At 72.7% G+C, this 24,821-nt stretch carries 27 protein-coding genes; 16 read left to right on the top strand and 11 right to left on the bottom strand.

The window, feature by feature from the left end:
• Positions 1-26: 26 nt before the first annotated feature.
• Positions 27-428, bottom strand: coding sequence for a VOC family protein (locus ACFWWU_RS12515; protein WP_384143071.1), 402 nt, complete (start codon positions 426-428; stop codon positions 27-29).
• Positions 429-496: 68 nt separating this feature from the next.
• The gene (locus ACFWWU_RS12510; RefSeq protein ID WP_384143068.1) at positions 497-1,387 is read right to left on the bottom strand and encodes a neutral zinc metallopeptidase; all 891 of its coding nucleotides are present in this window, start codon (positions 1,385-1,387) and stop codon (positions 497-499) included.
• Between the two features lie 275 nt (positions 1,388-1,662).
• Between ACFWWU_RS12510 and ACFWWU_RS12505 the strand changes: the two genes are divergently transcribed.
• From ACFWWU_RS12505 to ACFWWU_RS12495, 3 genes are all read left to right on the top strand, one after another.
• Positions 1,663-3,261: an ABC-F family ATP-binding cassette domain-containing protein gene (locus ACFWWU_RS12505; protein WP_384143065.1), complete on the top strand. Its 1,599-nt coding sequence runs from the start codon at positions 1,663-1,665 to the stop codon at positions 3,259-3,261.
• Positions 3,262-3,637: 376 nt separating this feature from the next.
• The gene (locus ACFWWU_RS12500; protein ID WP_024756249.1) at positions 3,638-3,859 is read left to right on the top strand and encodes a helix-turn-helix domain-containing protein; all 222 of its coding nucleotides are present in this window, start codon (positions 3,638-3,640) and stop codon (positions 3,857-3,859) included.
• A gap of 130 nt (positions 3,860-3,989) precedes the next feature.
• On the top strand, positions 3,990-4,790 hold the full coding sequence (locus ACFWWU_RS12495; protein WP_384143061.1) for an enoyl-CoA hydratase/isomerase family protein: 801 nt from the start codon (positions 3,990-3,992) through the stop codon (positions 4,788-4,790).
• A gap of 16 nt (positions 4,791-4,806) precedes the next feature.
• On the opposite strand, the gene ACFWWU_RS12490 is transcribed toward ACFWWU_RS12495, so the two are convergent.
• Positions 4,807-5,556 (bottom strand): hypothetical protein, encoded by a 750-nt coding sequence (locus tag ACFWWU_RS12490; RefSeq protein WP_384143058.1) that lies wholly within the window; start codon positions 5,554-5,556, stop codon positions 4,807-4,809.
• Between the two features lie 93 nt (positions 5,557-5,649).
• On the opposite strand from ACFWWU_RS12490, the gene ACFWWU_RS12485 reads away from it, so the two are divergent.
• From ACFWWU_RS12485 to amaP, 5 genes are read left to right on the top strand one after another with little or no spacing between them, the layout of a single operon-like run.
• Positions 5,650-6,126 (top strand): Asp23/Gls24 family envelope stress response protein, encoded by a 477-nt coding sequence (locus ACFWWU_RS12485; RefSeq protein WP_384143056.1) that lies wholly within the window; start codon positions 5,650-5,652, stop codon positions 6,124-6,126.
• A gap of 45 nt (positions 6,127-6,171) precedes the next feature.
• Positions 6,172-6,363 carry a hypothetical protein gene (locus ACFWWU_RS12480; RefSeq protein ID WP_116161682.1) on the top strand — a complete coding sequence of 64 codons (192 nt, stop codon included), beginning with the start codon at positions 6,172-6,174 and terminating at the stop codon, positions 6,361-6,363.
• Between the two features lie 6 nt (positions 6,364-6,369).
• A complete protein-coding gene (locus ACFWWU_RS12475) occupies positions 6,370-6,714 on the top strand; it encodes an Asp23/Gls24 family envelope stress response protein (RefSeq protein ID WP_384143051.1) in 345 nt (114 codons plus the stop codon).
• Positions 6,711-7,496: a DUF6286 domain-containing protein gene (locus ACFWWU_RS12470; RefSeq protein WP_384143048.1), complete on the top strand. Its 786-nt coding sequence runs from the start codon at positions 6,711-6,713 to the stop codon at positions 7,494-7,496. The genes ACFWWU_RS12475 and ACFWWU_RS12470 overlap by 4 nt, the downstream gene beginning before the upstream one ends.
• Before the next feature lie 5 nt (positions 7,497-7,501).
• Positions 7,502-8,089, top strand: coding sequence for an alkaline shock response membrane anchor protein AmaP (gene amaP, locus ACFWWU_RS12465; protein WP_384143046.1), 588 nt, complete (start codon positions 7,502-7,504; stop codon positions 8,087-8,089).
• A gap of 21 nt (positions 8,090-8,110) precedes the next feature.
• Here the strand turns inward: amaP and ACFWWU_RS12460 are convergent, their stop codons facing one another.
• From ACFWWU_RS12460 to ACFWWU_RS12435, 6 genes are all read right to left on the bottom strand, one after another.
• Positions 8,111-8,917 carry an SDR family oxidoreductase gene (locus ACFWWU_RS12460; RefSeq protein ID WP_384143043.1) on the bottom strand — a complete coding sequence of 269 codons (807 nt, stop codon included), beginning with the start codon at positions 8,915-8,917 and terminating at the stop codon, positions 8,111-8,113.
• Positions 8,918-8,921: 4 nt separating this feature from the next.
• Positions 8,922-10,712, bottom strand: a complete 1,791-nt coding sequence (locus tag ACFWWU_RS12455) for a glycoside hydrolase family 15 protein (RefSeq protein WP_384143040.1) — start codon at positions 10,710-10,712, stop codon at positions 8,922-8,924.
• 34 nt (positions 10,713-10,746) lie between these two features.
• Entirely contained in the window at positions 10,747-11,637 is an 891-nt protein-coding gene (locus ACFWWU_RS12450) for an SURF1 family protein (RefSeq protein WP_384143037.1), read from the bottom strand.
• Positions 11,638-11,823: 186 nt separating this feature from the next.
• Complete coding sequence (locus ACFWWU_RS12445) at positions 11,824-12,057, bottom strand: hypothetical protein (RefSeq protein ID WP_189505659.1); 234 nt, start codon at positions 12,055-12,057, stop codon at positions 11,824-11,826.
• 63 nt (positions 12,058-12,120) lie between these two features.
• Entirely contained in the window at positions 12,121-13,122 is a 1,002-nt protein-coding gene (locus ACFWWU_RS12440) for a DEDDh family exonuclease (protein WP_384143034.1), read from the bottom strand.
• Positions 13,119-13,802, bottom strand: a complete 684-nt coding sequence (locus ACFWWU_RS12435; protein WP_384143032.1) for a TetR/AcrR family transcriptional regulator — start codon at positions 13,800-13,802, stop codon at positions 13,119-13,121. The genes ACFWWU_RS12440 and ACFWWU_RS12435 overlap by 4 nt, the downstream gene beginning before the upstream one ends.
• A gap of 109 nt (positions 13,803-13,911) precedes the next feature.
• Here ACFWWU_RS12435 and ACFWWU_RS12430 point away from each other — a divergent pair, with 109 nt between their 5' ends.
• The 8 genes from ACFWWU_RS12430 (at position 13,912) to ACFWWU_RS12395 (ending at position 21,731) form a co-directional block, all read left to right on the top strand.
• Entirely contained in the window at positions 13,912-14,709 is a 798-nt protein-coding gene (locus ACFWWU_RS12430; RefSeq protein ID WP_384143029.1) for an acetoacetate decarboxylase family protein, read from the top strand.
• Entirely contained in the window at positions 14,709-15,674 is a 966-nt protein-coding gene (locus ACFWWU_RS12425) for an SDR family NAD(P)-dependent oxidoreductase (protein ID WP_384143026.1), read from the top strand. The genes ACFWWU_RS12430 and ACFWWU_RS12425 overlap by 1 nt, the downstream gene beginning before the upstream one ends.
• 12 nt (positions 15,675-15,686) lie before the next feature.
• Complete coding sequence (locus ACFWWU_RS12420; RefSeq protein WP_384143023.1) at positions 15,687-16,970, top strand: amidohydrolase family protein; 1,284 nt, start codon at positions 15,687-15,689, stop codon at positions 16,968-16,970.
• Positions 16,970-18,193, top strand: a complete 1,224-nt coding sequence (locus ACFWWU_RS12415; protein WP_384143020.1) for an amidohydrolase family protein — start codon at positions 16,970-16,972, stop codon at positions 18,191-18,193. The genes ACFWWU_RS12420 and ACFWWU_RS12415 overlap by 1 nt, the downstream gene beginning before the upstream one ends.
• 24 nt (positions 18,194-18,217) lie before the next feature.
• Complete coding sequence (locus tag ACFWWU_RS12410; RefSeq protein WP_384143018.1) at positions 18,218-18,967, top strand: VIT family protein; 750 nt, start codon at positions 18,218-18,220, stop codon at positions 18,965-18,967.
• Between the two features lie 113 nt (positions 18,968-19,080).
• On the top strand, positions 19,081-19,992 hold the full coding sequence (locus ACFWWU_RS12405; protein ID WP_384143015.1) for a sterol desaturase family protein: 912 nt from the start codon (positions 19,081-19,083) through the stop codon (positions 19,990-19,992).
• Positions 19,989-20,669, top strand: coding sequence for a lysoplasmalogenase (locus ACFWWU_RS12400; protein WP_384143012.1), 681 nt, complete (start codon positions 19,989-19,991; stop codon positions 20,667-20,669). Before ACFWWU_RS12405 ends, ACFWWU_RS12400 begins: the two co-directional genes overlap by 4 nt.
• An 18-nt stretch (positions 20,670-20,687) precedes the next feature.
• Positions 20,688-21,731, top strand: coding sequence for a zinc-dependent alcohol dehydrogenase family protein (locus ACFWWU_RS12395; RefSeq protein WP_384143009.1), 1,044 nt, complete (start codon positions 20,688-20,690; stop codon positions 21,729-21,731).
• Positions 21,732-21,831: 100 nt separating this feature from the next.
• Here ACFWWU_RS12395 and ACFWWU_RS12390 read toward each other — a convergent pair whose 3' ends face one another.
• Complete coding sequence (locus ACFWWU_RS12390; protein WP_384143912.1) at positions 21,832-23,130, bottom strand: CoA transferase; 1,299 nt, start codon at positions 23,128-23,130, stop codon at positions 21,832-21,834.
• Positions 23,131-23,221: 91 nt separating this feature from the next.
• Complete coding sequence (locus tag ACFWWU_RS12385; RefSeq protein WP_384143007.1) at positions 23,222-24,763, bottom strand: S8 family serine peptidase; 1,542 nt, start codon at positions 24,761-24,763, stop codon at positions 23,222-23,224.
• Between the last annotated feature and the right edge of the window lie 58 nt (positions 24,764-24,821).

The following is a 24,821-nucleotide window of genomic DNA, read 5'->3' as shown; positions in this document are numbered from 1 at the left end:
GTACGACGACCGGCGCCGCTGACCCGCTACTCCGCGGCGCCGGGCGTGTACGTCCCGAAGCTCCAGATGTTGCCCTCGGTGTCCCGGGCCGTGTAGTCCCGCGAGCCGTACTCCTGGTCCGTGGGCGGCAACACGATCTCGACACCGTGGGCGACGGCCCGCGCGTGGTGCTCGTCCACGTCGTCCACGTGCACGAAGACGCCCACCGGGCCGCCACCCGCCATCAGCTTGTCGAACTCGCTGCCCGTGCCCTTGCTGCCGAGCATCACCATGCCGTTCCCGTAGGCGAGCTCGGCGTGCGCGATCAGCCCGTCCTCCGCCTCGTACACGGCGGTCGCCGTGAAGCCGAAGCCCTCCGTGAGCAGCTTGATCGCGCCCTTCGCGTCCTCGTACGTCAGCGTCGGACAGATATGGGGTGCCTCAGCCATCCCGATCACTTCCTCTCGATTCAGCCGAATGTGACCTGGATCTCAGTCTCTCAGCCCCCGCCGACAACTCAGCGGAAGGTGTTGCACTGGGCCATGTCGCCGGTCCTGTACCCCTGGTGGAACCACTGCTGCCGCTGTGCCGCCGAGCCGTGCGTCCAGTTCTCCGGGGTCACCCGGCCCTGGAACCTCTCCTGGATCCGGTCGTCGCCCACCGCGGCCGCCGCGTCGAGACCGTCGCGGATGTCCTCGTCCGTGAGCCGGGTCAGCAGCGGCCGGCCCGTCCTGTCGTCGGGCGTGGTCGTCGCGTGCCGCGCCCACACCCCGGCGTAGCAGTCCGCCTGGAGCTCGACCCGGACGGCGTTGGAGTTCGCGCCGGTCCGCCCGTCCTGGGCGCGGGCGAGGGTTCCCATCAGGTTCTGGACGTGGTGGCCGTACTCGTGCGCCACCACGTACGCCTGGGCGAAGGGTCCGCCGCTCGACCCGAACTTCGTCCGCAGCTCGTCGAAGAAGCCCAGGTCCAGATAGACCTGGCGGTCGCCGGGGCAGTAGAAGGGTCCGACGGCCGAGGTCGCCGAGCCGCACGCGGTCCCGACCCGCTGGGTGAACATCACCGTGGCGGCGCTCCCGTAGGTCCCGCCCCGCCGCGCGTACTCGGTCCGCCAGAAGTCCTGGAGGCTGTTGACGACGGCGACGATCCGGCAGTCCTCGCGGGTGTTCGCGTCCGAGCCCTTCTTGCAGGTCTGGTTCACCTGGGCCGCGGAGGACGAGGTCGCGACCGGCTCTTCGCCGCTGTCGGTGAGCCCGAGCTGGTCGGGGCCGACCCCGAAGAGCACGCCCAGGACCAGCGCGATGAGGCCGATGATGCCGCCGCCGACCGTCGCCTTGCCGCCCGGGACGCGACTGCTCCGGACGTCCTTGACCTCCGAGGTGTCCAGGTCGGCGTCGTCGTCGAACTGCACGGTCCACCACCCTCCGCGTCACTGCCGCGGCAGTGGCCGCCGCCCTGCGCCGAGTATCGGTCGATCTTTCAGCACTCGCCCCTTTTGAGAGATATGAGGGAGATGCAAGGGAATGTGAGAAAGCTCCGATCTCGCCACAAGACACCCACATGGCCGAAAACCAGTTGCAGGAGCCCGTTAGACTGGCCGTATGGCCACTCTCCCCGTGCATTAGCGGCGTCGAAGCCCGTCAGTATCCGTCCTTCCGCCGTTTCCCATCGCCCTGGAGTCTGTCCGTGATCACCGCCACCGGCATCGAGCTGCGCGCCGGCGCCCGCGTCCTCCTCGAGTCCGCTTCCTTCCGCGTCGCCAAGGGTGACCGCATCGGCCTCGTCGGCCGCAACGGAGCGGGCAAGACGACCCTCACCAAGTGCCTCGCGGGCGAGGGCCAGCCCGCCGCCGGCGCCATCGCCCGCTCCGGTGAGGTCGGCTACCTCCCGCAGGATCCGCGCACCGGTGACCTCGACGTCCTGGCCCGTGACCGCATCCTCTCCGCCCGCGGCCTCGACACGCTCCTCAAGAAGATGCGGGCGAACGAGGAGCGCATCGCGACCGGTGCCGGCGGCACCCGCGACAAGGCCATGCGGCAGTACGAGCGCCAGGAGACCGAGTTCCTGACCAAGGGCGGCTACGCGGCCGAGGCCGAGGCCTCCACCATCGCCGCCGCCCTCGGTCTGCCCGACCGGGTCATGGGCCAGCCGCTGCACACCCTCTCCGGTGGTCAGCGCCGCCGCGTCGAGCTCGCCCGGATCCTCTTCTCGGACGCCGACACGCTCCTCCTCGACGAGCCCACCAACCACCTCGACGCCGACTCCATCGTCTGGCTGCGCGACTACCTGAAGTCCTACCGCGGTGGCTTCATCGTCATCTCCCACGACGTCGACCTCGTCGAGACCGTCGTCAACAAGGTCTTCTACCTGGACGCCAACCGCACCACGATCGACGTCTACAACATGGGCTGGAAGCTCTACCAGCAGCAGCGCGAGGCCGACGAGAAGCGCCGCAAGCGCGAGCGTCAGAACGCCGAGAAGAAGGCCGCGTCCCTCAACTCGCAGGCCGACAAGATGCGCGCCAAGGCCACCAAGACCGTCGCCGCGCAGAACATGGCCAAGCGCGCCGAGCGCCTGCTCTCCGGCCTGGAGGCCGTCCGCGCCTCCGACAAGGTCGCCAAGCTCCGCTTCCCGGACCCGGCGCCCTGCGGCAGGACGCCGCTGACCGCCGAGGGGCTCTCCAAGTCCTACGGCTCGCTCGAGATCTTCACCGACGTGGACCTCGCCATCGACAAGGGCTCCCGCGTCGTCATCCTCGGCCTCAACGGCGCGGGCAAGACGACCCTGCTGCGGCTCCTCGGCGGTGTCGAGACGCCCGACACGGGCCAGGTCACCCCCGGCCACGGTCTGAAGCTCGGCTACTACGCCCAGGAACACGAGACGCTCGACCCCGAGCGGACCGTCCTGGAGAACATGCGCTCCGCCGCTCCCGACCTCGACCTCGTCGCCGTCCGCAAGACCCTCGGTTCGTTCCTCTTCTCCGGCGACGACGTCGACAAGCCGGCCGGCGTGCTCTCCGGCGGCGAGAAGACCCGTCTCGCGCTCGCGACCCTGGTCGTCTCCTCGGCGAACGTGCTGCTGCTCGACGAGCCGACCAACAACCTCGACCCGGCCAGCCGCGAGGAGATCCTCGGCGCCCTGCGGACGTACAAGGGCGCCGTCGTCCTCGTCACGCACGACGAGGGCGCCGTCGAGGCGCTCGACCCCGAGCGGATCATCCTGCTCCCGGACGGTGTCGAGGACCTGTGGGGCGCGGACTACGCGGACCTCGTGGCCCTGGCCTGACCCGACCTCCGGCCCCGGACGCGCCCGCAGGCGTGCCCCGGGGCCCGAAGTGATCATTCAGGGCTGGATCATTCGGCTCATGGGTGATCCTTCATCTGAGTGAGGGCGTCTCGTACATCCCGGCGCGGTGCTCTGCCGAATCCTTCCGGCAGACCCGCGCCGTACGTGTGTTCCCCCTGTGGCGTTGACCTGGCACTTCCCGCCCCGGGCGGCGCGGAGTCCGCTTTCCGCCTGTGCGGAATTCGTGCTTCCGGTCGTGGCGAGGGCGTGCTCCTCCAGCAACCCGGCGGCACGGACCTTGTCGAATGGGTGGCCAGGACGGCGGGGAGGGGTGATCATGAGAAGTCCAGAGCGCACTTCCCATGAGGAGGCACGGGTGGCCGAGACTCTGAAGAAGGGCAGCCGGGTGACCGGCGCCGCGCGCGACAAGCTCGCGGCAGACCTGAAGAAGAAGTACGACTCCGGTGCGAGCATCCGGGCGCTGGCCGAGGAAACCGGCCGCTCCTACGGATTCGTCCACCGGATGCTGAGCGAGTCCGGAGTCACGCTGCGCGGACGCGGCGGAGCGACCCGGGGCAAGAAGGCAGCCTCGGTCTGAGTCATCGGGGCGGCTCGACCGGCCACCGGGTCTCTCGGTGGCCACCCGGTCGGCCTCGCGGTCGGCCAGATGGTTACTGTGCAGTCACTTAGCATCCTCGCAAGTGCTGCACCGGAACCGGAGGCGCCCCATGACTTCGCTCGACGACTCTGAGCTCGTATTCGACAAGGACGGTGTACGGCTCACCGTCGAGGACGCCGTTGCCACGGTGACCCTGACCAACCCGGCGAAGCGCAACGCTCAGTCTCCCGCTCTGTGGCGGGCGTTGACAGAAGCCGGCCGGTCGTTGCCCGGCAGCGTGCGGGTCGTGGTCCTGCGCGGAGAGGGAAAGTCCTTCTCCGCGGGGCTCGACCGGCAGGCGTTCACGCCCGAGGGCTTCGACGGAGAGCCGTCCTTCCTCGATCTCGCGCGCGGTTCCGACGAGGACCTCGACGCGGAGATCGCCGAGTACCAGGAGGCGTTCACCTGGTGGCGCCGTAGCGACCTCGTGTCGATCGCGGCCGTCCAGGGGCACGCCATCGGCGCGGGCTTCCAGCTCGCCCTCGCCTGCGACCTGCGGGTCGTCGCCGAGGACGTGCAGTTCGCCATGCGCGAGACCAGCCTGGGTCTCGTCCCGGACCTGACCGGGACGCACCCGCTCGTCTCGCTCGTCGGCTACGCCCGCGCGCTGGAGATCTGCGCCACCGGCCGCTTCGTCCACGCGGAGGAGGCCGAGCGCATCGGTCTCGCCAACATCGCCGTGCCCGCGGAAGAACTCGACGCGACGGTACGGGACCTGAGCGCCGCCCTGCTCGCGGCGCCGCGCGCCGCGGTCAACGAGACCAAGGCGCTCCTTCAGCAGGCCGCCGGCCGCTCGTACGACGAGCAGCGCACCGCCGAGCGCGCCGCTCAGGCCCGCCGCCTGCGCGACCTCGCGGGCCTCGGCGACTGACGCTCCCCGCGAGTTCCTACCGCAGCTCCGAGACCAGCACCGTGACCGCCGTCGCCTCCTGGGTGGCGGCGGTCACGGCGTTCCGCACGGCGCGGGCCACGTCCAGGGGGCGGTGGCCCGCCGTCACCGCCAGTTCGACCCGCACCCGGCCGGAGGCCCGGTGGACGGGCGGGCCCAGCGCGTCCGTCACGCCCGCCACACCCTCGACCCGCAGGGCCGCCAGCGCGGCGGGATCGTCCGTCGCGGGCGAGGGCCGCCCGGGTGGGGGAGTGGCCGGACCGGAATTCTCCGGAGCGGCGTCGAGCAGTTCCGTCACCCGCAGGTCCACGGCGGCCACCACGAGCCCGAGCCCGTCCTCGGCCGCCGAGAGCAGGGCCGTACGCAGCTCGGCGGAGAGCTCGGGCAGGGGCCGCCCGGCCACCGCCGCGAAGCCCACCGAGATCCGCAACGGCCCCGGCGGCAGCGCGCCCGGCGGCACCGGAAGGGCCTCCGGCGCCGGCTCGGCGCCCCCATTGGTTCCGGTTTCGGCGCCCTCATCGGTTGCGACATCGGGCCCCGCATCGGCCCCCGTATCCGCTTCCGTGTCGGGCCCGACACGGAGCTCGCCGGGCGCGACCCCGCGTACGGCCGCCGCGACCCCGTCGAGAACCGTCCGCGCCGCGCGCTCCGTGATCCAGGCCCCGTCCTCCGGCGCCCCGAGAGGCAGCAGCCTGCCTGGCGCGAGCCGGTTCCGTACCGCCGCCGTCCAACTCTCAGCCGTCGTCATTACCCCAGACTGCCGCATCCCTGGGGCGAGACCGGGCAGCCGCCCTTAGTGTGGGCGAAGAACCCCGAAATATCCCAGAAGGGGCGAAATGTGATGACGGATTCCGTGCACTCCGGTGACACCACGTCCGACGAACCGCGCCGTACCTCCGTGACCAAACGCGGTGGCGGCGACCCGGCCTCCCGGGGCCGGACCACGATCGCCGACGGCGTCGTGGAGAAGATCGCCGGCCTCGCCGCACGCGATGTGGTCGGCGTCCACGCGATGGGCAGCGGCCTCTCCCGCACCTTCGGCGCCGTACGCGACCGCGTCCCCGGCGGGGGCGGCGGCAAGGCGAACGTCACCCGAGGGGTAAAGGCCGAAGTCGGCGAGGTGCAGACCGCGCTCGACCTGGAGATCGTCGTCGAGTACGGCGTCGCCATCGCCGATGTCGCCGGCGACGTACGGGAGAACGTCATCGCCGCCGTGGAGCGGATGACCGGCCTCGAGGTCGTCGAGGTCAACATCGCGGTCAGCGATGTGAAGCTCCCGGACGAGGAGGAGGACGAACCGGAGCAGAAGCTCCAGTAGCCGTCGGCGGCCCGTCCGTCGAACACGCCTCGAAAGGGGACAGGAATGAGCATGGCGGTGGTCGGCCTGGTGGCCGGCATGGCCCTGGGCTTCGCCGGGTACTTCGGCGGTTTCGGGGCGTTTCTGCTGGTCGCGGCCCTGGGCGCGATCGGCTTCGTGGCCGGGCGCTTCCTCGACGGCGACCTCGAAGCAGGCGACCTGTTCCGGGGCCGCGAACGCGGCGACCGGCGGCGGTGACCCGGGGTGGCAGCGGACCCGGTACGTGACCGCGGGGCGACCACGATCGCCGACAGGGTCGTCGCGAAGATCGCCTCCCAGGCCGCGCGGGAGGCGCTGGACGCCGTCCCCGACGGCGGCTCGGCGCCGCACGCCTCGGTCGTCGTCCACCGGGACGTCGCCCGGGTCTCGGTGAGCCTCGAACTCGCCTACCCGTCCGACATCGGCCGCCAGTGCGGGGCCGTCCGGGGCAGGGTTCGCAGCCGCGTGGAGGGCCTCGTGGGCATGGAAGTCCACGAGGTCGCCGTCCACGTGGAACGCCTCCACTCCACGCACACGCGCCAGACCACCCCGAGGGGCCGCCTCTCATGACCACCACCCCGGACCCGCCCCCGGACCCGGACACCCCCCGCGCCGACGCCACCCCCGGCACCGGCGCCACACCTCCCGACAAGGCCGGACCTCGCGACGGGGCAGCGTCCCTCGACAAGGCCAGACCTCGCGACGGGGCTTCGGCCTCCGACGGCCCCGGGTCTTCCGACGGGGCCTCGGCCTCCGACGGCGCCGGGTCTTCCGACTCCGTGCCGGTTCTCCCCGGTGCCGCAGGGCCGCGCGTGCGACGCTTCTGGGCGGTTCGGCGCATCCCCGCCGCCGTCCTCGCGGCCGTCGTGCTCGGCGGGGCCGGGCTGTTGCTGTACGACGTGGCGGCCGTCCGGGCCGAGCGGTCCGCCATGGCCTGGCGGCGCGAGCTCGCCGACGCGCTCGCGAGCAGGCCCCTCGACGACACCACGGTCCTCATCGTCGCCGCCCTCGCCGTCCTGCTCGGCGTCTGGCTGCTGATCCTGGCCGCCACCCCCGGACTGCGCGCCATCCTCCCCATGCGCCGCGAACACGTCGACGTACGGGCCGGGCTCGACCGTGAGGCCGCCGCCCTCGCCCTGCGCGACCGCGCCATGGAGGTCTCCGGGGTCCAGTCCGTCCGGGTCCGCGTCGGCCGGGCCAAGGTGGGCGTCCGCGCCGTCTCGCACTTCCGGGTGCTCGACGAGGTCCGCGCCGACGTGGAGACCGCCCTCGCCACCGGCGTCGACGAACTCGGCCTGGCCCACACGCCCGCGCTGACCGTACGGGTGACCAGACCACCCAGGAAGGGGTGAACCCGGTGACGGTCGTCCTCCGACGCGTCAACCGCGTCCTGCTCGGTCTCGCCGGGCTGCTCCTCGTCCTCGCCGGCGGCGGCGTCCTCGCGGCCGGCCTCGACCTGTCCGTACCGTCCTGGTGGCCCTGGTCAGGACCCTCCGACGTCCTGCTCTCCGCCGCGGACCGGCAGCGGTGGCGCGACGAGAGCTGGTGGTGGCCGGTGGTCATCGCGGGCCTCGGCCTCGTCGTCCTGCTCGCCCTGTGGTGGCTGCTCGTCCAGTTCCGGCGGGCCCGGCTCCGCGAGGTCCTCGTCGACACCGGCGACGGCGAGGAGGCGATCCTGCGCGGCCGGTCCCTGGAGGCCGTCCTGGAGGCGGACGCCGCCGCCCAGGACGGCGTCTCCCGGGCCCGGGTCCACCTCACGGGCCGCCGCGCCGCCCCCCGGACCCGCGTCGCGCTCCTCCTGGAGCCGTACGCCTCCCCGGGAGACACCCTGAACACCCTCAGCACCGAGGCCCTCGGGCACGCCCGTACGTCCACGGGACTGCCCGCGCTGCCGACGGAGGCCCGGCTGCGGGCCGTGAAGCACCGCGCCCGCCGGGTCACCTGAGCCCAGCGAGGACGCGACGGCTCAGAAGCCGCCGCGTGCCCCGCCGTCCACCGGGAGCATCAGCCCCGTCAGGTACGAAGCGGCCGGCGACAGCAGGAAGGCCGCCGTGCGCCCGAACTCCTCCGGGGTGCCGTAGCGGCGCAGCGGGATCGCGGCCTCGTTCGCCGCGCGGGCCGCGTCCGCGTCGCCGGAGAGCGCGTCGAGGGAGCGGACCCGGTCCGTGTCGATCCGGCTCGGGAGCAGCCCGACGACCCGGACCCCGCGCGGGCCCAGGTCGTTGGCGAGGGACTTGGCGAAGCCGGCGAGCCCCGGCCGCAGCCCGTTCGAGATGGTCAGGCCCGGGATCGGCTCGTGGACCGAACCGGACAGGACGAAGCCGATCACACCGCCCTCGGTGAGCGTCTCCGCCGCCGCGCGGGCCAGCCGTACGGCCCCGAGGAAGACGGTGTCGAAGGCCGCCGCCCACTGCTCGTCGGTGTTGTCGGCGGCGAAGCCGGGCGCCGGGCCGCCGACGCTGATCAGGATGCCGTCGAAGCCGCCGAAGCGTGCCCGCGCCTCGGCGATGAGCCGGGCGGGGGTCCCCGGGTCGGCGTTGTCGGAGGCGACACCGGCGACCCGGCCCGCGCCCACACCCGCACCGGCACTCGCGCCCTCACCCGTACCCGTACCGGCGCTCAGCTCGGCCACGGCGTCGGCGACGGTCTTCTCCTCGCGCCCGGTGATCAGCACCTTCGCGCCGTCGGCGAGCAGCGCCTCGGCCGAGGCCCTGCCGAGCCCCCGCGTCGCGCCGGTCACCACGTACACACGGTCCTTCAGTCCAAGATCCATGGACCTATCCTGCCGGGTCCCGATCCTCCAGAGCCAGCGCGAGGGCGGTGCCCACCAGCCCGATGTGGCTGAAGGCCTGCGGGAAGTTCCCCAGCTGGCGCAGGGCCACCGGGTCGTACTCCTCCGCGAGGAGCCCCACGTCGTTGCGGAGGGCGACGAGCCGGTCGAAGAGCCGGCGCGCCTCCTCGGTCCTGCCGGTCAGCCGCAGCGCGTCCGCCAGCCAGAACGAACAGACGAGGAACGTCCCCTCCCGTCCCGGCAGCCCGTCCACCGCCCCCGAATCCACGCTGTACCGGCGCAGGAAGCCGCCGTGCAGCAGCTCCGCCTGCACCGCGTCCACCGTTCCGACCACCCGGGGGTCGTCCGGCGGCAGGAAGCCGACCTGCGGGATGAGCAGGGTGGCGGCGTCCAGCTCCAGGGAGCCGTACGACTGCGTGAAGGTGTTCCGGTCGGGGTCGTACGCCTTCGCGCACACCTCGGTGTGGATCTCGTCCCGCAGCGCCCGCCAACGCGCCTGGTCCCCCGGCAGCGAGGGGTCCGCCTCCAGGGTGCGCACCGCCCGGTCGGCGGCCACCCAGGCCATCACCTTCGAGTGGGTGAAGTGGCGGCGCGGCCCGCGGACTTCCCACAGGCCCTCGTCGGGGTTCCGCCAGGTCGACTCCAGGAAGCCGAGCAGGCTGAGCTGGAGGTTCCAGGCGTGCCGCTTCGGCGGGATCCCCGCTTCGCGCGCGCGGTAGAGCGAGTCCATGACCTCGCCGTACACATCGAGCTGGAACTGCTCCACGGCCGCGTTCCCGGTCCGCACCGGCGCCGAGTCGGCGTAGCCGCGCAGCCACGGCAGGGTCGTCTCGGGCAGTCGGCGCTCCCCGGCGGGGCCGTACATGATCTGGAGATCGGCCGGGTCGCCCGCGACCGAGCGCAGCAGCCAGTCCCGCCAGGCGGCCGCTTCCTCGACGTACCCGGCGGCGAGCAGTGCGCCGAGGGTGAGGGAGGAGTCGCGCAGCCAGCACGCGCGGTAGTCCCAGTTCCGTACGCCGCCGAGCTCCTCCGGCAGGGAGGTGGTGGGGGCGGCGACGATCCCGCCGGTCGGGGCGTACGTGAGCGCCTTCAGGGTGATCAGCGAGCGCAGCACCGCCTCCCGGTGGGGACCCCGGTAGGTGCAGCGGGCCGACCACTCCCGCCAGTCCTCCAGGGACTGCTCCAGGGCCTCGAAGGGGTCGACGAGGTCGGGGCGCGGCTCGTGGGAGGGGTGCCAGGTCAGGACGAAGGCGACCTTCTCGCCGGCGGCGACGGTGAAGGAGGAGCAGGTGGCGAACTGCTGGCCCCAGGTCTTCACGGGCGGCTCGCTGCGCAGCCAGACGGCGTCGGGTCCGGCGACCGCGACCCGGTGGCCGTCGGATCGGCGCATCCAGGGCACGACCGAGCCGTAGTCGAAGCGCAGTCGCAGGACGGCGCTCATCTCGACGGTGCCGCTGACCCCCTCCACGATCCGCATGACGTCGGGGGCCCTGTCCCGCTGGGGCATGAAGTCGACGACCTTGACGGTGCCCGTGCGGGTCGTCCAGAAGGTCTCCAGGACGAGCGAGTCCTCGACGTAGCGGCGGGTCGTGCAGGTCGTGGCGCCCTTGGGCGCGATCCGCCAGTGGCCGTTGTTCTCGTCGCCGAGCAGTGCGGCGAAACAGGCGGCCGAGTCGAAGCGGGGCAGACACAGCCAGTCGATCGACCCGTCACGGCCGACGAGCGCGGCGGTCTGGAGATCGCCGATGAGGGCGTAGTCGTCGATACGTTGCGTCACGCTTTGGGCTGTTCCCGCAAGCGGCGGCCGTCAATCAGAGGGACGGAGTGGCCTGGATCGCGTGGGTGTCCCCGGCAGGGGCCCCGGAGGCGTCGGAAGGTCCGCCGTCCCCGTCGCCGTCGCCGCTTCCGTCCCCGCTTCCGTCGCCGTCCCCGCTCCCGGCGGCTTCGGCGCGGGCGGCGGCCTCCTGGTCGCGCTTCTCCCGGCGGACGAGGATCACCCAGCCGACGGGCACTCCGGCGGTGAAGAGCCACCACTGCACGGCGTACGCCATGTGCGCGCCGATCGAGTCGTGGTCGGGCTCGGGGATCAGTTCGGGGGTGTCGCCGGCCGGCTCGGGCGCGATCTGTTCGAGGTAACCGCCGAGGACCTCGCGGCCGATGAGCGCGGCCTGCTGCTCGCTGTTGATCAGCATCACCTGGCGGTCCGGCAGACCCTTCAGGTCCTTGATGCCGCTGGCGCCGGTCGTCTCGTCCGCCTTGAGCCGGCCGGTGACGGTGATCTCGCCCTTCGGGGCGGGCGGCACCGTCGGGTACGCGCGCTGGTCGGCGGCGGCCGGCACCCAGCCACGATTGACCAGGACGACGCTGCCGTCCCGGAGGACCAGCGGCGTCAGGACGAGCACCCCCTGCCGGTCGTCGGCGTTGGTGCGACGGCGGACGACCACCTCATGGGCGGTGTCGAAGGTGCCGGTGGCGGTGGCCTGCCGCCAGTAGTCGGCGCGCGGGACGGTGTGGCCGGGGGAGGTGAGCTCCTCGACCGGGACCGGCTTCGCCTTGAGGTTGTCCGCGATCAGGGCGTTCTGGGCCACGCGGCGTTCGTGCCGGTGGAACTGCCAGAAGCCCAGCTCGATCATCGTGGGGATGAGGGCGAGGACGATGAGGGTGAGGATCACCCACTGCCGGGACAACAGGAAGCGGTACACGTCGTCGACGTTACAACGAACGGAACGGCCCCCTTGCGGCGGGTGCCGAAGGGGGCCGAGCCCCCCGCGGGAGCGGGGAGCCGTGAACCCGTTCGTACGGTCACGGGGTGCACCGCGGACCACCCCCGCGCGTGCGGGGACGTGCCAGGCCCGGGCGTCGGCTCGACGACTGGGCCGGCCCCGGGGTCACACCCTGTCGACGATTCCCACCTTTCCCTCCGCGCGGGCGCAGTGGGCGCCGCAGTACCAGCTGCCCTCGCTCTCGACGCCCTGTCCGATGATCTGGACGCGGCAGTGCTCGCAGATGGGCGCCATGCGGTGGATGGCGCACGAGAAGCAGTCGAAGACGTGCACCGCACCCTGCGCATGAACCTCGAAGGACATGCCGTAATCGTTTCCGCAGACCTCACAACGTGCCATGCGCCACAGGGTGGAGCTCCCGGCGGGTGGGCGCAGCGAGGCACGCCCACCCGGCCCCGCGCGTCACCCGTCTGCCGGGGCCACGTCCCGCAGCAGCTGCGTGTAGGCCGCCTCGTCGACGACCGGCGTACCGAAGGACTTCGCCTTCAGCGTCTTGGAGGTGTGCGCGTCGGGGTCGTTCGTGACGAGCAGGCTCGTCAGCCGGGAGACGCTGGTGGCGACATGGAGCCCGGCTTCGACCGTGCGGTCCTCCAGGAGCTCGCGGTCGACGGAGGTGTCACCGGAGAAGGCCACCCGCATGCCCTGCTTGAGCGGCCGGTCGACCTCGTACCGGCCGGGGTTGGGGTACGGGCAGGCGGGGCGCTTCCGGGAGGGCCGCCAGCTGTTCATGCGGTACGCGCCGGAGGACGACGAGGACGCGTACCCGCCCTGGTGCCCGATCCGGGGCTGGGCCGGCGCTCCGGCCCACTCCGTCAGCGGCCGGCACTCCAGGAGCGGCAGCCGGACGTTCCGCTCGGCCGCCGCGTGCAGGCTCGGCCGGAACGCCTCGGCGAGGACCCGCGCGTCGTCGAGCGCGTTGTGCGCGCGCTGCTGGACGACGCCGAAGTGCGCGGCGAGCGACTCCAGCTTGTGGTTGGGCAGCGGCAGCGACAGCTCCTTGGCGAGCGCGATCGTGCACAGCCGCTGGCGCACGGGTGCGGCGGACTCGGCGCGCGCGTACTCCCTGGCGATCATCTGCCAGTCGAACATCGCGTTGTGCGCGACCAGGACCCGTCCGTCGAGCCGGGTCGCGAACTCCGCCGCGATCTCCGGGAAGAGCGGCGCGCCCTCCAGGACGTCGCTGGTCAGCCCGTGGATCCAGACGGGACCGGGGTCGCGCTCGGGGTTGACGAGCGTGTACCAGTGGTCCTCGACGTTCCCCTGGGCGTCCAGCCGGTAGACGGCAGCCGACACTATCCGGTCGTCGCGGGCGAGGCCGGTGGTCTCCACGTCGACGACCGCGTACCCCTGTGGGTAGGCGGCCGGCCACGTCGCTGCTGTCGTACGGTCGTCGAGCATGGTCAATGAGAATACGGCCCGCGACCGACAGTGCCGTCCCCGGTGTCCGCGGCGCTCCCGCCGACCCCGGTGAGCAGACCCTCCACCAGGGCCCGTACGGAGTCGACGAACAGGGCCTCGGTGTCGATCGGCGCGGCCAGGGCGCGTGTCAGATCGGGGTCGGCCTCGGCCTCGGCGGTCTCCTCGCGCCACAGCTCCTCCTCGGCGGGGGACTGGGTGGGGGACCGCTCACGGTTGCGCTCCACCAGGACGTAGCCGACGACCTGGAACTGCAGCGCGCGGACGGCCCGCGCCGCGTGCGCGCCGCGCAGCCCCGCCGCGTGGGCCTCGTGGACCAGGGCGCGCTGGGCGGGCAGGAACATCCGTTCCGTCAGGCCCCGTTCGTGGACCATCGCCACCAGGTGCGGCCGCTCGCGCAGGGCGCGGCGCAGCGCGCGGGCGACCGAGACGATCCGCTCGGCGGGGGTCGTCCCGCGCGGGCGGATCGTGCCGAGGTCGGTGACCGTGCGGGTGACGAGCGCGTCGAGGAGCGACTCGCGGTTGCCGACGTGCCAGTAGATCGAGGTGACCGCCGTGCCCAGCTCGGCGGCGAGCCTGCGCATGGTGAGGGCGCCCGGGCCGTGCTCCCTCACCAGAGCGGCCGCGGTGTCCAGGACTTCGTCGCGGCTCAGCGCCGAGCGTGCCATCGGTCTCCCCCAACTCCTCTGCGTGCACGGGTCTTTACCCTTCATCGACGACGGTGTAACTGTGTTACAGGCCGACTGTCCAGCCGACTATCCCGAAGGGTGGTACGTCATGGCACGAGTACGGTACGGGGCGCGCGGCGAGGCCGAGGCGGCGGCGGCGCGCGAGCGGAGCGCCAAGCTCCCCGACATCTGGTCCACCGGAGTGGTCGCCGTCTGGGAGACCGACCCCGACGTCGTCGCGGCGATCCTGCCGCCCCCGCTGAAACCCACCGCGCGCCCGCTCGTCCGCGCCAACATCAGCCGGGTCGACCTGTCCGGCTATCCCCTCGGCGCCGGCTCCGTGGCCGTGGCCGCCGCCCACGGCGACCAGGAGGGCTGGTACCCGCTGGTCATGCCGATGACCCACGAGCGCGCCCTGATCGGCGGGCGTGAGGTCTTCGGCGAACCGAAGAAACTGGGCGAGGTCACGGTCGACCGCGAAGGGCTCGTCGTCCGCGCGGCGCTCGCCCGGCACGGCATCGCCTTCGTCGAGGTGCGCGGCGCCGTCTCCGGTCCGCTGCCGCTGCCGGAGCCCGCCCGGAAGATCGACTTCTACTTCAAGTTCCTGCCCGCCGTCGACGGCACCGGTTTCGACGGCGACCCCGTCCTCGTCCACTGCGTCCGCAACGAGAAGGTGCGGAAGCTGGAGCGGATCACCGGTGACGTGATCCTGCGCGAGTCCATGTACGACCCGGTGGCCGACCTCCCCGTACGCCGTCTCGTCGAGATCACGATCGGCGAGAAGACCACCGACCAGAAGGGCACGGTCGCCGAACGCGTCTCCGCGCAGGCGCTGCTGCCCTACATCCACCAGCGGTACGACGACCCGCTCCAGATCCTCGACGGACCCCCGGAAGGAAGTGTCTGATGGAACTGCGCGCGGGACAGGTCGCCGTCGTCACCGGCGCGGCGAGCGGCATCGGGCGCGCCATGGCCCGCCGCTTCGCCGCCGAGGGCATGGCCGTCGTCCTCGGGGACGTCGAGCCGGGCGCGCTCGCGGAGGCCGCCGACGAGCTGATGGAGGGCGGGGCGCAGATCCTCGCCCGGACGGTCGACGTCTCCGACCCCGACGAGGTCCGGGCGTTCGCGGACGCGGCGTACGACACCTTCGGCGCCGTCCACGTCCTCTGCAACAACGCGGGCGTGGGGTCCGGCGCCGAGGGCCGGATGTGGGAGCACGAGCCGAACGACTGGAAGTGGGCCTTCTCCGTCAACGTCTGGGGCGTCTTCCACGGCATCCAGGCCTTCGTCCCGCGCATGATCGCGAGCGGCGAGCCCGGCCACGTCGTCAACACCTCCTCCGCCGACGGCGGCATCGCCCCGTTGCCCACCGCCTCCGTGTACGCGGTCACCAAGGCGGCCGTCGTCACCATGACCGAGTCGCTCTACGCCCATCTCCGGGCCGAGCACGCGGCCGTGGGCGCCTCCGTGCTCTTCCCCGGCCCGCACATGCTCCGCACCGGCCTGTGGGAGTCGCACCGCAACCGGCCCGAGCGGTTCGCGAAGGAGCGCCCGCGCAGGACCCCGTACCGCAGCCTCGACCAGTGGGAGGCCGCGATGAAGGAGGCCGGACAGGAGATCGCCTTCACCCCGGTGGAGGAGGTCGCCGAGCTGGTCGTCGAGGGCATCCGCGCCGACCGGTTCTGGATGCTGCCGGAGAGCGAGCACAGCGACGGCCAGATCCGGGCGCGCTCGCGGTCGATGCTCGACCGCGCCAACCCGTCGTACCTGGAGAGCTTCATCCTCGACCGGGACCGAGACGACCGCGAGGACGACCGCGAAGACGACCGCGAAGACGACCGGGACAGCGACCGGGACAGCGACCGAGACTGAGGACGCACTGACATGACGACGTACGAGGATCCGTATCTGATCATCTCCTCCGACTGTCACGCCGGGCTGCCCACCGAGCAGTACCGGCCCTATCTGGAGTCCCGCTTCCACCGCGCCTTCGACGAGTTCCTCGCCGGGCGCGACGCGCGCCGCGAGGCCATGACCCGCCTCGGGGTACGCAACGAGGCCTTCGCCGACAAGTGGTTCCACGACAACGAGGAGGGCCTGCGCGGCGGCTGGGACGCCGCGCAGCGGCTCAAGGAGCTCGACGGCGACGGGGTCGCCGCCGAGGTCGTCTTCCCCGACGCGGACGCCGTCGACAGCCAGACCGCCGCTCCCTTCGGCGTCGGCCTCGGCCTCTCCGGTGACCAGGACCCGGAGCTCGGCATGGCGGGCGCGAAGGCGCACAACCGCTGGTTGGCCGAGTTCGTCGGCCAGAATCCCGAGCGGCACTGCGGGGTCGCGCTGCTCCCCGTCACCGCCGACCCGGTCGAGGTCGTCGCAGAGATCCACCGGGCCAAGGAGTCCGGGCTCGGCGCGCTCATGATCCCCTCGATGTGGGTGGACAAGGCCCCCTACCACGACCGGCGTTACGACCCGGTGTGGGCGGCCGCCGCCGAGACCGGCATGCCGGTCGTCACCCACTCCGGCGCCGCGCCCCGCGAGGAGTACGGCGACCACCTCGGGATCTACGTCTCCGAGGTCACCTTCTGGCCGGCCAGGCCGCTCTGGTTCCTGCTCTGGTCCGGGGTCTTCGAGCGTCACCCGGGCCTGCGGTTCGGCGTCGCCGAGTCCGGCTGCTGGTGGCTGCCCAACCTGCTCTGGTTCATGGACCGGCTCTACCTCGGCGCGCACGGCGGCAAGAAGCTGTCCCCGTTCGCGGAGCTGAAGCGGCCGCCGAGCGAGTACCTGGACCGGCAGGTCTTCATCTGCGCGACCAACACCAAGCGGCGCGAGCTCGCCCAGCGGTACGAGATCGGCGTCGACAACATCCTGTGGGGCTCGGACTTCCCGCACCCGGAGGGGACCTGGCCCGCCACGCGCGCGTGGCTGCGGAACACCTTCCACGACATCCCGGTGGAGGAGACCCGGCGGATGCTCGGTCTGGCGGCGGCGGAGGTCTTCGGCTTCGACCTCCCCGCCCTGGAGCCGATCGCCCGCCGGATCGGCCCCACCCCCGCCGACCTCGGACAGTCGGCCGACCAGGCTGCGGTGGAGGCCTCCTGGGCCCGTTCCCGCGAGGTCGGCCGCCACTGGCTGACGGAGCACGACTTCCCGGTGCTGGGGGTGAACTGATGGACAGGTACACCGTCATCTCCGCCGACTGCCACGCGGGCGCCGACCTCCTCGACTACCGGCCGTACCTGGAGCGGAAGCACCACGAGGCCTTCGACGCCTGGGCGGCCGGCTACGTCAACCCGTACGAGGACCTGCTCGCCGACACCGCCGACCGCAATTGGAACTCGCGGCGCCGGCTGCGGGAACTGGAGGCGGACGGGATCGTCGCCGAGGTCGTCTTCCCGAACACCATCCCGCCGTTCTTCCCGTCCGCCTCGCTGATGGCCCCGGCGCCGACCCGCGAGGAGTACGAGCTCCGCTGGGCGGGCCTGCGCGCGCACAACCGCTGGCTCGCCGACTTCTGCGCCGACGCGCCGGGACGCAGGGCGGGCGTGGCGCAGATCCTCCTCAACGACGTCGACGAGGCCGTACGCGAGATCCGCCGCTCCAAGGAGGCCGGGCTGACCGGCGGGATCCTGCTGCCGGGCGCCCCGCCCGGCTCGGGCGTGCCCGAGCTGTACTCGGAGGCGTACGACCCGATCTGGGCCGTCTGCGCGGAGCTGGACGTGCCGGTCAACCATCACGGCGGCTCGGCCTCGCCACCGCTGGGCGACGAACCGGCGGCCCGGGCCGTCTTCATGGTGGAGACGACCTGGTTCTCCCACCGGGCTTTGTGGCACCTCGTCTTCGGCGGTGCGTTCCGCCGGCATCCGGCCCTCAGGCTCGTCCTGACGGAGCAGGGCTCCGGCTGGATCCCCGGGGTCATGGAGATGCTGGACTACTACCACGGACGCCTGGTCGCGGCGGCCTCGAAGGCCTCCACCGCCGAGTCCAAGTTCGGCGCGGGGCTCGCGGAGTCGATGGGCAAGGGTCCCAGCGAGGTCTGGCGCGACAACTGCTTCGTGGGCGCGAGCTTCATGCGTCCGCACGAGGTGCCGCTGCGCGAGCGGATCGGCCTCGACAAGATCATGTGGGGCAGCGACTACCCGCACGACGAGGGCACCGCGCCGTACTCCCGCGAAGGCCTCCGCATCGCCTACGCGGGCGTGCCGAGGGAGGAGGTCGCCGCCATGGTCGGGGGCAACGCCGCCCGGGTCTACGGCTTCGACCTCGCCCTCCTCGACCCCCTCGCCGCCGTCCACGGCCCGGAGGTCGCGGAGGTCGCCACGCCCCTGGAGAAGATCCCCGAGGGCGCCACCAGCCCCGCCTTCGCCACGGGCGGGTCGGTCCGCGTCTGGTGACCGGCCGGGTGCGAACCTCCTGACGTGACCGCACCCGTGCCCGAACCTCCCGCCCACGACGAGGCCCGCGACGAGGCCCACGACGAGGCCCACGGCGGTGGCCTCGGCTCCCGTCTCAACTGGCTCCGGGCCGCCGTGCTCGGAGCCAACGACGGAGTCGTCTCCACCGCGGGCCTCGTCGTGGGCGTCGCGGGCGCCACCGAGTCCCGGGCGGCCCTGCTCACCGCGGGCCTCTCGGGGCTGCTCGCCGGGTCGATGTCGATGGCTGCGGGGGAGTACGTCTCCGTCTCCAGCCAGCGCGACTCGGAGAAGGCGGCGCTCGCCCAGGAGCGACGCGAACTGCGGGAGGAGCCCGAGGCGGAACTCGCCGAACTGACCGGCCTCCTCGCCGCCCGAGGGCTCTCCGCCGAGGTGGCCCGCGAGGCCGCCGAACAGCTCACCGAGCGCGACGCCCTGCGCGCCCACGCGCGCGTGGAGCTGGGCATCGACCCCGACGACCTCACCAACCCCTGGCACGCGGCGGGCGCCAGCTTCCTCGCCTTCACCGTCGGCGCCCTGCTCCCGCTCCTCGCGATCGTCCTGCCGCCGGCCTCGGCCCGCCTCTGGGTCACGGTCGGCTCCGTCCTCGCGGCCCTCGCCTGCACGGGCTGGTGGAGCGCCCGCCTCGGCAACGCCCCCGCGGGGCGCGCGATCTTCCGCAACATGGGCGGCGGCGCGCTCGCGATGGCGGTCACCTACGGCGCGGGCTCGCTCCTCGGCGCGGCGGGCGTGTAGGGCTTCCGAGTCCACTTGTCAGAAGGTGCCAAAGCCTGCTGACACGTCGTCTCGCATACTTGTTGGTAACAACGTCTAGCGGGCCCCCGCCCACCCCGCCTACCGTCGACGGCATGCCGAACCTGCCCGATGTCGTGCTCTGGTCCATACCGGCGTTCGTCCTGCTCACCGTCCTGGAGATGGTCAGCCACCGGATCCACCCCGACGAGGACGCCGCCGGATACGAGACCAAGGACGCCGCCACCAGCATCGGCATGGGCCTGGGAAGCCTCGCCTTCGACGCGCTGTGGAAGATCCCCGTGGTCGCGATCTACACCGCCGTCTACGAGCTCACCCCGCTCCGCGTCCCCGTCCTGTGGTGGACGATCCCGCTGATGCTGCTCGCGCAGGACTTCCTCTACTACTGGCAGCACCGCGGACACCACGTCATCCGCATCCTCTGGGCCTGCCACGTCGTCCACCACAGCAGCCGCAGGTTCAACCTCACCACCGCCCTGCGCCAGCCGTGGACCAGCGTGACCTCCTGGCCGTTCTACCTGCCGATGATCGCCCTCGGCGTGCACCCGGCGGCCGTCGCCTTCTGCTACTCGGTCAACCTCGTCTACCAGTTCTGGATCCACACCGAGCGCGTCGGCAAGCTGCCCCGGCCCTTCGAGTACGTCCTCAACACGCCCTCGCACCACCGCGTCCACCACGCCTCCCAGGGCGGCTACCTGGACCGGAACTTCGGCGGCATCCTCATCGTCTGGGACCGGATGTTCGGCTCCTGGGTCGGCGAGACGGACCGGCCCGTCTACGGGCTCACCAAGAACATCGAGACGTACAACCCCCTGCGCGTCGCCACCCACGAGTACGCCGCCATCGCCCGCGACCTCCGGTCCGCGAACGACTGGCGCGAGCGGGCCGGCCGGGTCTTCCGCGGCCCGGGCTGGCAGCCGGGACCCCCGCCGGAACGGGCCCCGCAGGCCGGTGTCGCGCCGGAGCGGGCCCAGCAGGCCGGTGCCGCGCCGGAGGCCGCCGCGTGAGCGCCGACCCGACGGCCGTCCGCGCCGACTCGCCCGCCCCGCCGCCCTCGACCGTCTCCCGCGCGCTGCTCGCCGCCTTCGGACTCGCCGTCGTCGTCGACCTGGGCTCGCTCCTCGCCGGCGCCGAGCTCGGCCACCAGCTCGCCAAGCCGCTCCTGATGCCCCTGCTTGCCGCGTACGCCGTCACGAGAGGCGCCCCCAAGCTCCTGATCGCCGCGCTCCTCTTCGGCTGGGGCGGCGACGTCTTCCTGCTCTCCGACGCCGACTGGGCCTTCCTCGTCGGCATGGGCTCCTTCGCGGCCGGACACGTCTGCTACCTGGTCCTCTTCGGCCGACGGCGTACGTCGACGCTCCTCGGCGCCGGATACGCGGCCGCCCTCGTCGGCACCGTCGCGCTCCTCTGGCCCGACCTCCCCGCCGACCTGCGGATCCCCGTCGCCGGGTACTCGCTGCTCCTCACCGCGATGGCCTACCGCGCGAGCGCCCTCGGCCGCGCGGCAGGCCTCGGCGGCGCCCTGTTCCTGCTGTCCGACACCCTCATCGCCACCGGCGTCGCCGAGTGGCCCCAGCTGCCCGCGCCCGACTTCTGGGTCATGCTGACCTACATCGCGGCGCAGTACCTGCTGACCGTGGGAGTGCTCTCCGCGATGTACGGTGAACGTCGTACAACCGTCTGACAGCAAGGACCGCCCCCCATGCGCGCCACCACCATCCACGCCCCGTTCGACATGCGCGTGGAGGACGTGCCCGACCCGGTGATCAAGGACTCCACCGACGTCGTCCTACGCGTGCTGCGCGCCTGCATCTGCGGCAGCGACCTGTGGGCCTACCGAGGCGAGTCGGCCCGGCAGCCCGGCCAGCGCATCGGCCACGAGTTCCTCGGCATCGTCGAGGCGGCGGGCTCCGACGTCACCGGCTTCGCCGCCGGCGACCTCGTCGTCGCCCCGTTCGTCTGGTCCGACGGCACCTGCGAGTACTGCGCCGAGGGGCTCCAGACCTCCTGCCCGCGCGGCGGCTTCTGGGGCTCGGTCGGCTCCGACGGCGGCCAGGGCGAGGCCGTCCGCGTCCCCTTCGCCGACGGCACCCTCGTCAAGCTCCCCGCCGACGCCGCCTCCGACGACCACTTGCTGACCGCGCTGCTCGCCCTCTCCGACGTCATGGGCACCGGCCACCACGCCGCCCTCGGCGCGGGCGTGACGCGGGGCTCCACCGTCGCGGTCGTCGGCGACGGCGCCGTCGGCCTCTGCGGGGTCCTCGCCGCCAAGCGCCTCGGCGCCGAGCGGATCATCGCCCTCGGCCGCCACACCGCCCGTACCGACATCGCCCGCGCCTTCGGCGCCACCGACGTCGTCGCCGAGCGTGGCGAGGCCGCCGAGGCCGCCGTCCGCGAACTCACCGGCGGCCAGGGCGCCCACGCCGTCATCGAGGCCGTCGGCACCGAGCAGTCCATGCGCACCGCCGTCGCCATCGCCCGCGACGGCGGCTCCATCGGCTACGTCGGCGTCCCGCACGGCAGCGGCACCGGCCTCGACCTCTCCGTCATGTTCGACCGGAACATCGCGCTGCGCGGCGGCGTCGCGCCCGTCCGCGCGTACATCCCGGAACTGCTCCCGGACGTCCTCGACGGCACCATCGACCCGTCCCCGGTCTTCGACCTGACCGTCGGCCTCGACGGCGTCCCCGGCGGCTACAAGGCCATGGACGAGCGCACCGCCCTGAAGGTCCTCGTCAAGCCGTAGCCCCGGCTTGGGAGCGCGTGGGCATGCGTCCCGCAGGGTTGGGGGTCCCCCTCTGGGGGAGGGGCGGGCACACCCCGTTGCCGGGCGCCCGTCCCGCCGCTCAGGCCCCCAGCCACTCAGGAGCGTCCGCCCCCGCCACGCCCGGCGGGCGCGACCAGCCCGTCGGGCCGCCCTCGTACGAGACCGGCGACAGCGCGTACCGCAGTCGGCCCAGCGGGCCGTCCGCCTCGGTGACGTACCGCCCGGGCTCGTACCTCGGCAGCCCGTGCGTCAGCCAGTGCCCCGTCTGCGCGAGCGCCAGGCGTACGAGCCGGGTGCCGCCGTCCCGGTCCTGCTCGGTCAGCGAGCGCAGCACCGCCGCCGCGAGCAGATAGCCCGTGCCGTGGTCCAGGGCCTGCGCCGGGAGCGCCCCCGGCTCCTCCGCCGAGCCCTCGGTCACGGCGATCCCGGACGCCACCTGCACCAGACTGTCGAAGCCGCGCCGCCCGCCCCAGGGGCCGTAGTCGCCCCAGGCCGACAGCCGCGCGGTCACGAGGCCGGGCCGGTCGAGGCCGAAGCGGTCGAGCGCGCCCGGCCGGTAGCCGGTGACCAGGACGTCGGCCGCTTCCAGCAGCTCGTCGAAGGTACGGCGGTCCGACGGGCTGTCCAGGTCGAGGGCGGCGGACCGCTTCCCGACGTCCGTGTCCGCGTGCTGGTCCGGCAGTTCGGGGTTGCCCGGCGGATCGATCCGCAGCACGTCCGCGCCGAGCAGCGCCAGCGTCCGGGTCGCGACGGGACCGGCGATCACCCGGGTCAGATCGAGCACCCGCAGGGGACCCGAGCGGCGCCGCGGCGGGGCGTCGTCGAGCCGCTCCCGGGTCAGCGGCGGCCGTGCCGCCACCTCCCGGCCCTGCGCGTGCTCCGCCCACTCCCCGGGCGTGCGCAGGGCGACGGCCAGGCCCCCGGCCGCGTACACCGCGCTCTCGACCTCGACGGACCTCCGCTCGCCGATCGCCGCCGCGACCGCCTCGACGGAGTCGGGGGTGCCGAGCGCGGCGAGCAACGCCGCACGGTGGTGCGGGTAGTTGGCGTGCGTACGGACCCAGCCGTCCGACGTCCGCCAGAACCGCGACAGCGGCGCGAAGCTCACCGGCGCCCGCCCGTCGATCCGCAGATGGCGCTCGCTCACGAAGGCGGTGGCGACGGCCCCGTCGTCCACCCGCACGGACCCGGGCAGCCCCGCCCGCTCGACGGCCGCGAGCCCGGCGACCGCGACCGCGGCCCGGGCCAGATCCATCACGGGCAGCCGCGCGGGCAGCAGCCCGGACGTCCCGCCGTACTCCACGCGGTCCACCAGGGCGGGATCGCCGCCGAGGGCCGACCACAACAACTCCGTACCCGTGCGCACCGTGTTGTCCATGTCCATGGCCGCACTATGGCACTCAGTGCCACGCGAAAGGGCCCCGGTGTGGCACACCACACCAGGGCCCTCCGTCAAGCACACGCGGTGACTACCGGCGGACGGCGTCCAGCGCGTCGATCAGACCGGCTCCGTAGAAGCCGTTCTTGTTCTTGCCACCCTCGCAGACGGCGTCGATCTTGCCGTCGCCCTCGATGTCGTACGGGTTGGTGCAGGCGCGGTCGTCGGCCTGCGCGTACAGCAGCGCCTTGAGGGCCGCCGGGGACGCGTAGGGGTGCGTCGACTTGATCAGCGCGAGGACCCCCGCCGCGTGCGGCGAGGCCATCGACGTGCCGGCCTTGTAGTTGTAGCCGCCGTTGACCGTGGTCGACAGGATGCGGCCGTTGACCGCCGGGGCGTCCGGCGTCTGGTACTCGGTGCGGTCACCGCCGGGGGCGGCGATGTCGATCACGCCGAGACCGTAGTTGGAGTAGGACGCCTTGAGGTCCTTGGCTCCGGTCGCGGAGACCGTGACGACGCCCGGCAGCATGGCCGGGTAGTCCAGGCACTCCTTCGGGTCGATGACCCGATCGCCCGGCGTGGTGTCGTTCGGGCTGCTGTTGTCGACGATCGAGTCGGCCGCGAGGTCGAACTTCGAGTTGCCGGCCGCCGCCACGTTGACCGTGCCCTTGCGCTCCGCGTAGCGGGTCGCACGGGTGACCGCCTCGATGAGGGCCTTCTGGTCCTCGTCGTTCTTGCAGGCGAACATCCACGGGTCGGTGTAGTAGCTGTTGTTCGTGATCTCGACACCCTGCTCGGCCGCCCACATGAAGCCGCAGACCACGGCCTCGGTGTAGAAGAAGCCGTCCGGGGTCGACACCTTGATGCCGGAGACCTTGACGCCCGGGGCGACACCGGTGATGCCGACGCCGTTCTTGGCGGCGGCGATCGTGCCGGCGACGTGCGTGCCGTGGTCGCTCTCGCCCGGGTTCGGGCGCCACGAGCCGGCGGTGGTGTCCGGCTTGCCGGTCACACAGTTGGCGGAGGCCTTGACGTCGAAGTTCGGCGCCAGGTCCGGGTGCGTGTCGTCGACGCCCGTGTCGATGACGGCGACGGTCACGCGCTTGCTGCCCAGCGTCTTCTGGTGGGCCTTGTCCGCCTTGATGGCGGGCAGGTCCCACTGCAGGGGCTCCAGCGGGTCCTGAGCGTCGGTGGCGTTGGCCGCGGCGGCCTTGGCCTCGGCCGCGGTCAGCGTCTGCGCGCCCTCGTCGACGGAGGTGTCGGTCTGGACGGAGAGAGGGGCGGTCCGGGTCGAACCGGCCGACACCACGCCACGCGCCTGACGAATCGTCTTCGCGAACTCGGGGTTCTGCGAGTGGACGACTATCACGCCTATCTGGTCGTACGAGATGACCACCTCGCCGCCCGCGGCGGCGATCGCCTTCTTCACCGAGGCAGCGGTCCAGCGGCCCCCCGCGACGTTGACGACGTACGAGAGCTTCGGCCCGTTCGTCGCCGCTACGGCTGCGGCCGGGGCGTCACTCAGTTCCGCGGCGGAGGCAGCGCCGGAGGGAAGGAAGCCGAGCGAGGCCGTGAGCGCGAGACCAACCGGCAGAGCAAGAGCTCGGCCGCGCCTCGATCCCAGATGAGCCATGGGTTCTCCACATCATCCGTATGTACTGCCCACGCGCGGGTTTGCGCGCGGACAGGTG

The sequence above is a fragment of the Streptomyces sp. NPDC058650 genome, assembly GCF_042717315.1.
Lineage (GTDB): Bacteria > Actinomycetota > Actinomycetes > Streptomycetales > Streptomycetaceae > Streptomyces.
The sequence above is the reverse complement of the archived record's forward strand: the minus strand, read 5'-3'. Positions and strand labels throughout refer to the sequence as shown.

Excerpts from the sequence above, each read along its gene's own strand:
- ACFWWU_RS12390 (WP_384143912.1), bottom strand. The coding sequence starts at position 23,130 with ATGGACAACACGGTGCGCACGGGTACGGAGTTGTTGTGGTCGGCCCTC.
- ACFWWU_RS12480 (WP_116161682.1), top strand. The coding sequence starts at position 6,172 with ATGAGCATGGCGGTGGTCGGCCTGGTGGCCGGCATGGCCCTGGGCTTC.
- ACFWWU_RS12415 (WP_384143020.1), top strand. The coding sequence starts at position 16,970 with ATGGACAGGTACACCGTCATCTCCGCCGACTGCCACGCGGGCGCCGAC.
- ACFWWU_RS12385 (WP_384143007.1), bottom strand. The coding sequence starts at position 24,763 with ATGGCTCATCTGGGATCGAGGCGCGGCCGAGCTCTTGCTCTGCCGGTT.
- ACFWWU_RS12445 (WP_189505659.1), bottom strand. The coding sequence starts at position 12,057 with ATGGCACGTTGTGAGGTCTGCGGAAACGATTACGGCATGTCCTTCGAG.
- ACFWWU_RS12430 (WP_384143029.1), top strand. The coding sequence starts at position 13,912 with ATGGCACGAGTACGGTACGGGGCGCGCGGCGAGGCCGAGGCGGCGGCG.
- ACFWWU_RS12460 (WP_384143043.1), bottom strand. The coding sequence starts at position 8,917 with ATGGATCTTGGACTGAAGGACCGTGTGTACGTGGTGACCGGCGCGACG.
- ACFWWU_RS12425 (WP_384143026.1), top strand. The coding sequence starts at position 14,709 with ATGGAACTGCGCGCGGGACAGGTCGCCGTCGTCACCGGCGCGGCGAGC.
- ACFWWU_RS12405 (WP_384143015.1), top strand. The coding sequence starts at position 19,081 with ATGCCGAACCTGCCCGATGTCGTGCTCTGGTCCATACCGGCGTTCGTC.
- ACFWWU_RS12470 (WP_384143048.1), top strand. The coding sequence starts at position 6,711 with ATGACCACCACCCCGGACCCGCCCCCGGACCCGGACACCCCCCGCGCC.
- ACFWWU_RS12395 (WP_384143009.1), top strand. The coding sequence starts at position 20,688 with ATGCGCGCCACCACCATCCACGCCCCGTTCGACATGCGCGTGGAGGAC.
- ACFWWU_RS12420 (WP_384143023.1), top strand. The coding sequence starts at position 15,687 with ATGACGACGTACGAGGATCCGTATCTGATCATCTCCTCCGACTGTCAC.
- ACFWWU_RS12515 (WP_384143071.1), bottom strand. The coding sequence starts at position 428 with ATGGCTGAGGCACCCCATATCTGTCCGACGCTGACGTACGAGGACGCG.
- ACFWWU_RS12495 (WP_384143061.1), top strand. The coding sequence starts at position 3,990 with ATGACTTCGCTCGACGACTCTGAGCTCGTATTCGACAAGGACGGTGTA.
- ACFWWU_RS12435 (WP_384143032.1), bottom strand. The coding sequence starts at position 13,802 with ATGGCACGCTCGGCGCTGAGCCGCGACGAAGTCCTGGACACCGCGGCC.
- ACFWWU_RS12490 (WP_384143058.1), bottom strand. The coding sequence starts at position 5,556 with ATGACGACGGCTGAGAGTTGGACGGCGGCGGTACGGAACCGGCTCGCG.
- ACFWWU_RS12485 (WP_384143056.1), top strand. The coding sequence starts at position 5,650 with ATGACGGATTCCGTGCACTCCGGTGACACCACGTCCGACGAACCGCGC.